6 protein-coding genes are annotated in these 12,987 nt (G+C 64.4%); 5 read left to right on the forward strand and 1 reads right to left on the reverse strand.

Features of this window, described 5'->3' with window-relative positions; translation table 11 throughout:
• Positions 1–155 precede the first annotated feature (155 nt).
• Positions 156–977, forward strand: coding sequence for a prepilin-type N-terminal cleavage/methylation domain-containing protein (locus tag P5205_11440; GenBank protein HSA10971.1), 822 nt, complete (start codon positions 156–158; stop codon positions 975–977).
• Between the two features lie 62 nt (positions 978–1,039).
• Here the strand turns inward: P5205_11440 and P5205_11445 are convergent, their stop codons facing one another.
• Complete coding sequence (locus P5205_11445) at positions 1,040–1,741, reverse strand: DUF1080 domain-containing protein (protein ID HSA10972.1); 702 nt, start codon at positions 1,739–1,741, stop codon at positions 1,040–1,042.
• 287 nt (positions 1,742–2,028) lie between these two features.
• On the opposite strand from P5205_11445, the gene P5205_11450 reads away from it, so the two are divergent.
• From P5205_11450 to P5205_11465, 4 genes are all read left to right on the forward strand, one after another.
• Positions 2,029–2,832 carry a GDSL-type esterase/lipase family protein gene (locus tag P5205_11450; protein HSA10973.1) on the forward strand — a complete coding sequence of 268 codons (804 nt, stop codon included), beginning with the start codon at positions 2,029–2,031 and terminating at the stop codon, positions 2,830–2,832.
• Between the two features lie 592 nt (positions 2,833–3,424).
• Positions 3,425–7,534, forward strand: coding sequence for a GH25 family lysozyme (locus P5205_11455; GenBank protein ID HSA10974.1), 4,110 nt, complete (start codon positions 3,425–3,427; stop codon positions 7,532–7,534).
• A 68-nt stretch (positions 7,535–7,602) separates the two neighbouring features.
• Positions 7,603–12,093 carry a hypothetical protein gene (locus P5205_11460; protein ID HSA10975.1) on the forward strand — a complete coding sequence of 1,497 codons (4,491 nt, stop codon included), beginning with the start codon at positions 7,603–7,605 and terminating at the stop codon, positions 12,091–12,093.
• 103 nt (positions 12,094–12,196) lie between these two features.
• Positions 12,197–12,961, forward strand: a complete 765-nt coding sequence (locus P5205_11465) for a hypothetical protein (GenBank protein HSA10976.1) — start codon at positions 12,197–12,199, stop codon at positions 12,959–12,961.
• The last annotated feature ends 26 nt before the right edge of the window (positions 12,962–12,987 follow it).

The raw sequence follows: 12,987 nt of genomic DNA on the forward strand, positions 1-12,987 counted from the left end.
CCGGAAAACTTCAATCTCCAGGCCGATGTCGGTTAGAATGTCCAGGGCTGTTAACACCCGTGAGACATCAGCCGGCATCGGCATTTTTGCCGACTGGCCTGTTCCCGGGGGAAACGCTAGTCTCGCGCTACAACTGATTCGGCTTGCGAAATCCAATGCCCAGAGAGGACTCTGAAGTGCGCCTGACGGCACGGTCATCGTGGCGCCTTGCTCGCGGGTTGCGCGGTGGTGGTGCGTTTACCCTTATTGAACTGCTGGTGGTCATCGCCATCATCGCAATCCTGGCGGCGCTGCTGTTGCCGGCGCTCGCAAAGGCCAGGTCCAAGGCTCAGCAAGCGCAGTGTATCAACAATCTCAAGCAATGGGGCGTGGCAGTTGTCATGTACGCCGGTGACAACAATGAGCGCTTTCCCGATAATACCGACGCCCCTGACCTGGCCTGGTTGAGCGCGTCCATGAATACCAACTTTTACCCCGCTTACCTCTACAAGAACGTCCAAGGCACCGCCGGCAGCGGTCAACGCTCCAGGAACGATCTCCTTTATTGCCCGACTGACGTCTGGCGACGGGCATATGAAGCCGGTGTCAGCGCCAAGACGCTGATTGGCTACCACTGGCTGCCGGCACGGGCGGTCGCCTCCACGTACGAGAGCTTCGGCGTTAAGGAGTGGTTCTACCGGAGGAAGCTGGGCGGGTCGTATCGCAGTGCTCCCGTGATGGTGGACGCGATCGAGCACGGCGGAGTTGCCGGGCAGCCGTATTGGAATATCAGTTTGCCTTCGATCAACTACGCCGGGCCGGCCTCCAGTCATCCAGGCCCCGGCGGGATCCCGACCGGCGGCAGCTTCCTTTTTGAAGATGGCCGCGTGGAGTGGATCAAATTCAACGGCAACACCAACAGCATTGCCCCAGCCGCACAAAGTGGCGTGGGGTTGTATTACTGCAAGCCGGTAAGGATCGGCAACGGGCCCTGGTAAGACGATGCCAGGCGCGACCTGGCCCTATCAGCGGACGGCGTCCGCCGTCAGGCGATATCCGCTTAGTTCAGCGGGCGAACACGAATATTGCGGTAAGCAACCGGCCCGTGATTGCCCTGGAACATGAGCGGGCCCCGGGCCTTTTCCTTCCCGTCAACGCCGCCCGGGGTGGGGTTTGGCATCTCCACATTCTGATGGATGACATTGCCGTTCAGTGTGACCTTGAGGAATTTCGCGTTGGCTGTCTTCCTGCCTGCCGCGTCAAACCGTGGCGCCTGCCAGCAGATCTCGTACTTGCTCCACTCTCCGGGCTTGCGGTACTTCGGATTCTTCGGCGGCTGCGCGCCGTAGATCGCGCCCATGTCGCCGGGGCCGGGATTGGCGTCCTTGCCGAAGCTGTCCAGCACTTGTACCTCGTATTCGCCCATCACGTAGATTCCGCTGTTTGAGTTCTTCGGCACCATCACCTCCAGCGTGATAACCGCATCGCCGAACACGTCCGTGCTGTATAGGTCCAGGCTCTTCCCATGCCCTGTGGTATCGTTAATCAGTTCGCGGCCACGGGGGCTGACGCTCAGCACCTTCGGATTTGTCGAGGAGGGTTTCGCACTCCCGACTTTCCATTGACTGGCGGTCGATCCTTCTGGGCGCGGCTTCCAGCCGGTCAGGTCCTTGCCGTTGAATGGTTTTGCCAAGGCGCCGAGTGCCGCACCGGATGAACCGAGCATGGCAGCGACGACAACCAACACTGTGAACATTTTCATAGATTGTTGCAGATTTCCCGCGCGACCCAGCGACGGCTGGAACGCGCGCGCGCAATTATGTATTACCCGGACGGGGGCAAGGAAAAGCAAAAAATGGTCCGCAGTAAGGCCTTAGTCCTGGGTGGGGCCGCCTCGCCAAGGCGGCCAAACGGTGGCGCTTTCGGCAAAAGCGCCCTGCCAGACTGAGGGATTACAATCCGCAACAAATGGCCCGCGCGTCAGGATTTGTTGTCCATTCTGCAACATCTGCTCGCCAACACCTCTCGGAGCCACTATCTAGTGGAATCATGACTACCAACTTGGACGCATCTGCTGATTTGAATCTCTCACGACGCAGTTTCTTGATGGCCTCAGGCGCGCTCGCCGGGGTTGCCGGCGTTGCCGGGTTGGCCGGCTGCGCCCATCCGCAAGGCGCGGCGGCCGATTCGCCCCAACCGAGGCAGAAGCCGTTGACCAAGGACGCGGTCATCTTGTTTCAAGGGGACTCCATCACGGATGCGGGCCGAGAGCGCCCGCAGCAAGACAAGCCCAATTCCCAGTCCGCCATGGGCAATGGCTATGCTTCGATCGCCGCCACCGGCCTTTTGCTCGATCATCCCAGGCAGAATCTTCAAGTCTACAATCGGGGCATCAGTGGCAACAAGGTGTTCGAATTGGCGCGGCGCTGGGACCCGGATTGTGTCAACCTGAAGCCCGACTTGCTCAGCATTCTCATCGGCGTGAACGACCTCTGGCACACGCTCAATGGCGCCTACCAGGGCACGGTGGAAATCTACGAGCGGGATTACCGCGCCCTGCTGGAACGGACTCGTCGGGCGCTGCCCAAAGTCCGGCTGGTGGTCTGCGAACCGTTCGTGCTGCGCTGCGGCGCCGTGACCGAGAAGTGGTTCCCGCAGTTCGATGCGTACCGGGCCAGCGCCAGGAACGTCGCCGCCGCCTTCGACGCGACATTTGTTCCCTTCCAGGCCATGTTCGATGATCTGCTCGCCTACGCCCCGCCCCAGTATTGGGCCCAAGATGGCGTGCACCCCACACCTTATGGCGCCGCCGCCATGGCCCATTTCTGGCTGGGGCGCGTCAGCCGGGCGTAACGGCTGCGCACACCGTGGGACCCGCTGCCCACGAGTGAAGCCCCCTTATCTCTCTGCTTTGCGGCACAGAACCATTCACGTCCAGCATCTGCCGTTTCTCCCGCAAGCCTGAGGCACCTTACGCCCGGGCCAACCATGGCGTTGGGACGGTGCCAATCCGGTGGGACCCCGGTGTGGTTCCCATGGGGGTCGGGCCCCATGGGAACCACACCGGGGTATAACGGGTGTCACACCGTTGTCGCACCGGGGCGGCTATGCAGCCCAGGAACAGGGGACTGCATTAGTGGATTGCGGTGCTAACTCGCTATCATTGCGTTACTTAAGCCGATGAAGCGCTAAAACCGGCCTTTTTCCACCCCATGTTGTCGTAAACGACTGTGGTTGGAGGGCTTGTGTAGCGTGACGATGTGAAGCAAAGGAGCCGTAGGGGCCAAGACCTCACAAAACCAAGTGGGGATCCTGCCGGCGGAAGCGATCAGCCGTCTGGGGTGAACACCCCATAGCAGAACACTGAATTCCATGTATTAGTGAACACAACCCACCTCAGGCACTGCCCGGGAAGGGGAATGGCGCACGCAGGCACAAAGAACACATGAGAACCAAGCTGACACTCAAAATTGCGGCCGTCCTGTCGGTCGCGCCACTCACCGCCGGCGGGCAGCTTGTGGCGGACGGTGCGACCTCCGTCATCAATGGTGTCGGCACCAATCTTATTGGCGCGCTGATAGTGGGAAACAACGGCTCGTTCACGACGTTGGTCATCACCAACGCCGGCGCGGTGACCAACACCGGCACCGGGAGCATCGGCGAGACCTCTCTCGCGAGGACCAACCGGGTGATCGTGACCGGCACCAATTCCGTCTGGGCCAACGGCACCACGCTGGCCATTGGCCGCAACGGGCAGTTTAACGAGCTGCTCGTGACCAACGGCGGTTTGGTTCGGAACACCTTTGGCAACCTCGGTGCCAACAGCGCCGGATCGAGCAATCGCGTGGTGGTGACCGGCGCCGGTTCCCTCTGGTCCTGCAGCGAGACGGTGAACGTGGGCAACTCCGCGCCGCACAACCTTCTGCTCGTCACCAACGGTGGCCGCGTAAACGCCCTCCTCGGCCGTCTCGGCAACGCCAGCGCGGGGAACCTCGCGCTCGTCACGGGCAGCGGTTCATCCTGGACCACCGCCAGCGGCCTGTTCGTGGGAGACGCGACCAGCTTCAACCAATTGGTGGTCTCCGACGGAGGCGGCGTGCTGTCGGGTGGGGCTTACGTGGGGGGCAACTTCATGCAGAGCGGGTCCGGCCGGAGCAATACGGTCGTCATCGCCGGCGCAGGCTCGACATGGACCAACACGAGCACGTCCTCCGTCGGGAACTTCGGCGACCACAACCGTCTGATCCTCACCAATGGCGGAGTGATGCGGAACACGGCGGCCTTCGCGGACCTGGTGCTGGGCTGGCAGCTCTCGGGCAGCAACAACGCGCTTACGGTGACCGGTCCCGGTTCGTTGTTCTCCAATCGCGGCACCACCGCCGGGGTGATAGTCGGACAGGGCGGCTCCTTCAATGAACTGCTGGTCAACGCCGGCGGCGTAGTGGAAGGCGACATCGGTTCGCTCGGGTACAATGGCCCGAGTAGCAACAATGTCGCGGTGATCGCTGACGCCGGCTCCCAATGGGACAACGACCTCGCGTTTTACGTCGGGCGATCCGGCTCGGGCAACCAGGTGCTCATCACCAACGGCGGCCTCGTCCGGGCACCAGCGGTATACGTCGGCTCCAACCCGGGCTCTTCCAACAACATGCTGTGGATCGAGGGCGGCAGCCTGATTGTGACCAACCTAGCCCACAACGCCGTGCTGGACGTGCGCCGCGGGTCGAACGTTCTCCAGTCTGGATGGATCCAGGCCGACCGGCTGCTGCTGACCAACCTCGCCAGCCGCTTGATCTTCAACGGCGGCACATTGTCCGTGGACGCGAGCCGGGTCAGCCACGGCACGCTCTTCCGGATCGGCGATGGCACCCACCCCGCCACCATGATTCTCGCCGGCAACGGCGTCCACGACTTCACTGGGACATTGGCCGCCATCGTCTCTCCCAATGCCACGCTCACCGGCAACGGCGCGATTGGCGGTTTGCTGGTGGTGGCCAGCGGCGCCCAGCTCGCGCCCGGTTCCTCCATCGGCAAGATGATCGTGAGCAACACGCCCACGCTGCAAGGCGTGGTTCGCATGGAAATCAGCAAAGACGGCGTGGCGCTGACCAATGATCAAATTGAGGTGCACGCCGCGCTGACATACGGCGGTTCGCTGGTCGTGAGCAACCTTGGGCCGACGGCGCTGGCCGCTGGCGACAGCTTCAAGCTCTTCAGCGCCGTGAGTTATGCCGGCGCCTTTAGTGGCCTCGAACTGCCTGTGCTGGGACCTGGCCTGCTTTGGACTAACAAACTGCTGGCGGATGGCTCGGTCGAGGTGTACGCCGTGCCGGCGCGCGAGCCGGGCGTGGATGTCTCGCACTACCAGGGCGAAACCGGGGTCTCGCAGGCCGGTTGGAACCAGATGTTTGCCGAGGGCAAGCGCTTTGCCTTCATCAAGGCTACCGAAGGGTTGAGCGTGCTGGACGCGGCGATGGCCAACAACGCCGACCGCGCGACGGCGGCGGGATTGCGCGCCGGCGTTTATCACTTCGCGCACCCGGAACTCCGGCCCACCACCAATGGCGCGGTGCAGGAGGCCGACTACCTGCTCGCCTACGCCGGCAACTACGTCGGCCCCGGTTATCTGCGGCCCGTGCTCGACCTGGAGGCCGGTTCGATCCTCACCACGACGGAGCTTACGGACTGGGTGATTGCCTTCGCCGAGGAAATCGTCGCGCACCGGGGCCCGGGCGCGGCCCCAGTCATTTACTGCTCGCAATTCTACGCGAACATCGAGCTGGACAGCCGTCTGGCGAATTATGACCTGTGGCTGCGCACCATCACGGCGCTGGATCCTGCCACCAATGAACCGCCGATCGTGAGCTTTGCCGACCCCACCGGCGTGTTCAACAACTGGTCCTTCTGGCAATACAGCGACACCGGCAGCTCCGGCGGCATCAGCCCGCTGGACCTGAACATCTGTCACAGCGAGTTCAAACCTTTAAATTCATTCCTGATTCCCGCCGTCGCGAACCCCGTGCCGCCGGTGATCACCGGCGAGCCGCAGAGCCGGACCGTGACGGTCAGCAACAACGCCAGCTTTACCGTCACCGTGGCCGTCAGCAGTTCGACGCCGTTGTACTACCAGTGGCGCCTTGGCGGCACGAACCTGGCCGGTGCCACCGCGCGCTCGCTGACGGTCACCAACGCCCAGTTCAGCGACGCGGGCGAGTATACCGTCGTGATCACCAACGCCGCCGACAGCGTCACCAGCGCGGTGGCCCTGCTGACCGTCACACCGCCCCAACCGCCGTTCCAGGGCATCGCGCTCTACGAGGAGAACTTCGACGGCTATGTCAGCCCGAGCGTCGTCACCGCCGCCGGCACCACCAACGGTTTCAAGGTGTTCTACGGCGCGGCCTCCGGCCCGTCCGATTTCACCGCCCAATTCGGCTTCGACTACTCGACCGTCGTATCGCCCGCGACCATTCCCGCAGCGCCGTACTCGACCAACGGCACCACCAGAGGGCTGTCCCTGACGGTCAACAAGGACGCGTCCGGCGCGGCGGCGGCGCTCAATCTCTATCCCCTTAGCCAGACGTTCACCGGCAGCGTCGCGCTCAAGTTCGACCTGTGGATCAACTTCCCCAACACCTCAACGGCGACCGAACACGCGCTGTTCGGCATCAACCACTCTGCCGAAGTCACCAACCGCGTGGGCCAGGCGACCAGCGATGGGCTGTTCTTCGCCGTCAGCAGCGACGGCCAGGTGTCGTCAGGCTCGGCGACGCTGCGCGACTACGCGGTATTTCGCGGCGGCGAGGACGGGACAATCCCGGTGCTGCTCACCACCGATAACACCGACTTCGGCCCCGAGCCCCTGCTGGGCGTGAACTTCGACAGCGCAGATGCCGGGTTCGGTGCGCTGTTTCCGCCAAAGGCGCTTCCCAGTTTCACGACGCCTGCGGGCGCCGCCGGCAACCGCTGGGTCAGCGTCGAGGTGCGCCAGCAAACCAACCTCCTCACTTGGGTGCTCAACGACGTCATCGTCGCGCAATACACCAACACCTCTGCCTTCACCAACGGCAACATTCTCATCGGCTACAATGACGCCTTCACCTCGATCGGCGGCGCGGACAACTTCGCCGTGTTCGACAACCTTCGCGTGGAAACCGCGGTGCCTGATTACGACCAGGACGGCCTCGCCGATGCCTGGGAAATCGTGTACTTCGGCAACCTCGCCGCTCAGCCGGAAGATGACTTGGACGGGGATGGCGTGTCCGCGTTGCACGAATCCCTGGCCGGGACGAATCCCACTAACGCCGCCTCCGCTTTGCGGATGTTGAGCGCCGAGCCGGCCAACAACGACATCCTGCTGACCTGGGCGACGGTGGGTGGGCGCAGCTACGTCGTCCAACGCGCCACCAACGACACCGCCGGCCTGACGGCGGCTTTCGTGGACCTCAGCCCGGTTATTGTCGCCGGCGGCACGAACGAGGCTGCCACGAACTATCTACACACGGGCGGCGCAACCAATCCCGCGGGCTATTACCGGGTGCGGCTGGAACCATGAGTGACGCCAGGAACCCTGGTGGTCATTCCAGCGCGCTTGCCCGGAAAGAGGAAGTTAAGGACTAATACATGAACACCGACACCCCCCGAAACTGGTGGCCCTGCCTGCTGATCGCAGCGCTCGCAGTCGCCACCACCCACGCAGCCACCCATACCGTTACCACCGTCAACGACAGCGGCGCCGGTTCATTGCGGCAGGCGCTTCTGAGCGCCAACTCCACCGTCAATGTGCCGGACATCGTCCAGTTCAACATTGCCGGCGCTGGACCGCACACGATCAACCCGCTGACGCCGCTGCCGACGATCACCGATCCGGTGACCATTGACGGCTACTCGCAATCCGGCGCGAGCGCGAACACGCTGGCGCAGGGCGACAACGCGGTCTTGAAGATCGTCGTGCTCGACCAGTTGGTGGTTGATACCACGAACAGCACGGTGCGCGGGTTGGCGGTGCGGCAGATCCAGTTGGGCACCGCGCCCGGGCCGAAAGGCAACAACGTCATCGAAGGCAACTTCATCGGCCTGGATGCCACCGGCACCAACTCACTGGCTTCCGCGGGCTCCGGCGTCTTTGTGCAAACGCCCACCAACCGGATCGGTGGCGTCACGCCCGGCGCCCGCAACCTCATCTCCGGCCACGGCACGACTGGCATGGAAATCTTCGAGGCCTTTGCCTCGGGCAACCTCGTCCAGGGCAACTACATCGGTTCCGACCGCACGGGCGCGAAGGCCATCCCCAACACCGACCGGGCGCTGGTGGTGAACATGAACGCCTTCGGGAACACCATCGGCGGCGCTGTGCCGGGCGCAGGCAACCTGATCTCCGGCAACCTCAATCGCGGGATCACGCTCGATGGCTTCAACAACGTCGTCCGGGGCAACTTCATCGGCACCGACGTCACCGGCCTGCAACCGCTGGGCAACGCCCGGAGCGGCATCGAGATCAGCGGGCCGGGCAACACCGTCGGGGGCACGAACAACGGCGCGGGTAATGTGATTGCCTTCAACGGTGTTGATGGCGGCGGCTTCACCACCAATGGCGTGGATGTGGCCCCGGGCGCGACCGGCTACTCGATCCTGGGCAATTCCATCTTCGATAACGCCGGCCTGGGCATTGATGTCAACGCCAATGGCCTGGTTACGGCGGGCTATCCTGTGCTCACGCTGGCCAGCAACAGCGGCGCCGGCACGGTCATCCGGGGCACGCACACGCCCAGCACCGCCTTCCGCCTCGAGCTGTTCTCCAATGCCGCCCCCGATCCGTCTGGCTACGGCGAGGGCCGCACCCTGTTGGCTTCCACCAACATCACCACCGACGGCAGCGGCGTATTCAACCTCAACTGGCCCGCCTCGCTTGCCCCCGGCGTTTACCTCACCGCCACCGCCAGCGGCGCCACCGAGTTTTCTCAGGCGCGGATGGTGGTCGCCGCCGGCGGCACGAATCGTTGGACCAACAGCCTCAGCGGCAAGTGGGAGAGCGGGCCCAACTGGTCGCTGAACGTCGCGCCGTACATCGGCCACCCGCTGGTCCTGATCACCAACGCCGCCACCAAGACCGTCACCAGCGACGCCACCACCGCCAGCGCGTTCCCGACCACCTTGACCTTGAGCAACCTCCTGATCAGCGCGCCCGCCGGGGCGACCAACACCCTGCTGCTGGCGCACGGGGGCACGGCCACGCCCCTGACCATCCGCAGCAATTTCACGCTCAACAGCGGCGGCGCGTTGGCAATCCAGAACGCCGCTCTGCGCCTGGAGGGACCGGTTGGCACCGCCTTGAGGATAGATGGCAGCGCTACGCTCGCGGGCGGGGCGATCTCGGTGACCAATAACGGGACTCAGTTGATCGTCGGCAACAACGGCCGCGGCGCCTTCTCCGTTTCGGAGGGCACGGTGCGGGCCAACTACACGATCGTGGGCGCCAACTCGGGGTCTGACGGAACGTGGCGAGTCGCCGGCGGAACCAACATCGTCGCCGGCGGCGCGTTTGACATCGCCGACAGCCTTACCGCCACCGGGACCGTTGTCGTAACCGGCGGCCGGCTGGAAGTGCCGAACGCCTATGTCGGACTGTTCGGCAACGGACGCCTGGTGGTGTCCAATGGCGTTGTCGAGGGCGCGGGCACGGTTCTGATCGGATCGCAGGTCGGCGCGCAAGGCAGCTTCATTGCCGCGGGAGGCGCCAGCACATTCGGCGGCATGCTCATCAGGGAGTCTCCCCTCGCTGCCGGCAGCGTGCTCGTCACCGGCGACGCCCAGGTGCGGGTCAATGGACCCCTGGATAATCGCGGGGCGGTGACTGTTTCGGGGGGCAGCTTCAGCGTGCTCGGCCAGCTTGAAAGCGAGGCGCCGGGCAACTCAATCACCGTCAACGGCGGCTTGTTCGCGGCGACCAACAACACCGCGCACCTCACCAGCGTTACCGTCAGCAACGGGACCTTCCTGGCGCGCGATGTGTTCCTGGGCAACCAGAAGGCGGGCACCTTCACTGTGGCGGGAGGATTGGTGGCGTTGCCCGGCTCTTTCAACGGGTTTAATGTTGGCGTCAACGGCGGCACCGGCACCCTCTGGCAGACCGGTGGTGAGATCAACCTCCCTGATACCGACCTCAACATCGGCGGCCTGTTCTCCCCGGCGATCGGGCGGATGGCCATCTCCAACGGAGCCACCTACGCGCTGAACATTCACGTCGGCGGCCAGGGCGGCGGCACCGGCGTGGTGTCGGTGGCGGCTGGCACGTTGGCCTCCGAAGGCCTGTTCATCGGCGGCGCCAGCTCTCAGAATCAGTTGATCGCGAGCAATGCGGCAACCGTCTTGACGGGCGGGCACAGCTTTCTCGGTCTCGGCGCCGGCGCGAACAGCAATTCGGCCGCGGTGAGCGGGCCCGGCACGCACTGGCTGCTGAGTTCCAACCTTTACGTCGGGAGCGGCGGCGCCTCCAACCGGCTGGTGGTCGGAAAAGGCGCGGCGGTTCTTGCCGCGGGTCACGGCTTTCTGGGAGCGAACCCTGGCGCAAACGCCAACTTCGCGATGGTAGCCGATCCCGGCTCGCGCTGGGTGCTCAGTTCCAACCTCTACGTGGGGAGTAACGGCGCGTTGAACCGGCTGGTGATCAGCAACGGCGCAGCGGCAGCCTGCAGCCTGGGCGCCCTCGGTAACAACGCGTCCAGCACCGGCAACGTGGCGCTCGTGACGGGGCCGGGCTCCGTGTGGAGCAATACCGCCGATCTGAACGTGGGCCGCTCCGGCGCGGGTAACCAGTTGGTGGTGAGCAACGGCGGCACGGTGCGGAACCTTGTCGGCTACCTGGGCGTCTCCGACTATTGCAGCAACAACGCAGCGGTGGTGACGGGCGCAGGATCGTTTTGGAGCAATGCCTTCACCTTCGTGATTGGCGCCTCCGGCTCCGGCAACCGCCTGGTCGTGAGCAATGGGGCCGTAGTGCGGAACAACAGTGGCCACGTTGGCCTCAACGCCAGCAGCAGCAACAACGTGGTGCTGGTGACGGATTCGGGGTCGGCCTGGAGCACCACCTTCAACCTTTCCCTCGGCCAGTCCGGCGCGGGCAACCAGTTGGTCGTCAGCAACGGCGGAGTGGCGTTCTCAGGCAACGGCATGTATCTCGGCTTCGCCGGCAGTTCAACAAACAACCGCATCGTCGTGAACGGTGGGACACTGCGCACGACGAATTCCCAGGGTATAAGCGTGTTCGACATCCGCCGCGGAACCAACGTCCTCATGGCGGGAATGACTGAGGCGGACCGGTTGCTCCTAACCAATGCGCTCGGCTTCTTCGAGTTCAAAGGCGGCACGCTCCTTACCGGAGGCACCACGAACGGCAACGGGCGCGTCTTCACGGTGGGCAACGGCACGAACGCGGCTACTCTGCGGTTGCGGGGTGGCGCGCATGTCTTCTCCAACAACCTGGTCGTTGCCAGCAACGCCGTCCTGGCCGGAACAGGCACCGTCATCGCCGGCGTCACCAACGCGGGGATGATCGCCCCCGGCGCCTCCGCCGGAAGCATAACCATCACCGGGCCGCTGCTCCTGTCCAACAGCTCCACCCTGCATTTCGAGCTGGGCGGCACGACCCCGGGCTCCCAATACGACCAGATCAACCTCAGCAACACGATCACGTATGCGGGCGCGGTCAACGTGCAATTGATCAATGGGTTCACCCCGTCGGGGGGGCAGGTCTTCCAGCTTATCCAGGCCCCCAGCCGCGCAGGGGCCTTCGCCGGCGTCAACCTGCCCGCCTTGCCGGCAGGCCTGAGTTGGACCAATCGCCTGGCCACGGACGGCTCGGTCGCGGTTCTGGGACAGATCGCCGCGCCGCAACTGCGCAACCCGCAGGTGCTGGCCAATGGCAGCTTCCAGTTCGCCTTCACCAACGCCGCCGGCGCAGCATTCACGGTGTTCACTACCACCAACGTCGCGTTGCCCTTGAGCAACTGGACCGCCCTCGGCCCGCCGACGGAGCCCTCCCCCGGCCAATACCAGTTCACCGATCCCAACGCCACGAACCAACCGCGGCGCTTTTACCATGTGCGCTCGCCGTGACAGCCGCAACGGGCGCCGGGGCGCCGAACCTGTTCAGCCTTGCGCCCCTTGCCGAGGGACAGGTTGCCGGCGCGGCGCGCCCGCGTTCGGTCACGCCCGCAAGTTGAGGGTGCTGGGCCCCATCGTCGGGTTCCTCATCTTAGCCGCGGAGCGGGCTGTTGCGGGCACTTGGGATGGCGGCGGCACCAATAACAACTGGACCACCGCCACCAATTGGGTCGGCGACGTAGCCCCCGCCCCGGGCGATGACCTGGTGTTCGCCCCCGGGGCGGCACGGCTTTCCCCCTACAACAGTTCCCCCGCCGGCACGACATTCAACGCGATCATCTCCTCGGACGGGGCCTATATGCTGGATGGCAATGCCATCGCCCTCAACGCCGGGATCCTCGCCACGAACGGCGCGAACACCTGGCTGATGAACTCAGTCACGCTGAACTCCAACCAGTCGTTCACAGTGAACTTTGGCAGCGGCCACGACCAACTCAATGTCACCGGCGCGGTGGATCTGGCCTCCGCCACGCTCAACGCCTCGCTCGGATTCACGCCCTCCGTCGGCGCCGAGTTCGTCATCATCAACAACGATGGCGCCGACGCGGTCGCGGGCGCCTTCGCCGGGCTGCCGGAGGGCGATTATCTGCCGATCGGCGGCGCGAGCCTCCGCATCACCTACGCCGGCGGCGCTGGCCACAACGACGTGGTGCTGCTCCGCACCAACGCGCCGCCCGCCAGCATCCACTCCGTCACGCGGCTGGGCGGCGGGCAGATCCAGTTCCAGGGCCTGGGCGGGTCCAACCTGGACGACCCTCACGCCCCCGGCTCCGAGTCTGGGCACGAACCACGCGCTTACCAATGTCGTTGGCGAGCATAAGTCTTACCGCCTCATCAATCCATAAA

The sequence above is a fragment of the Candidatus Paceibacterota bacterium genome, assembly GCA_035452965.1.
Taxonomy (GTDB): Bacteria; Verrucomicrobiota; Verrucomicrobiia; order Limisphaerales; family UBA8199; genus UBA8199.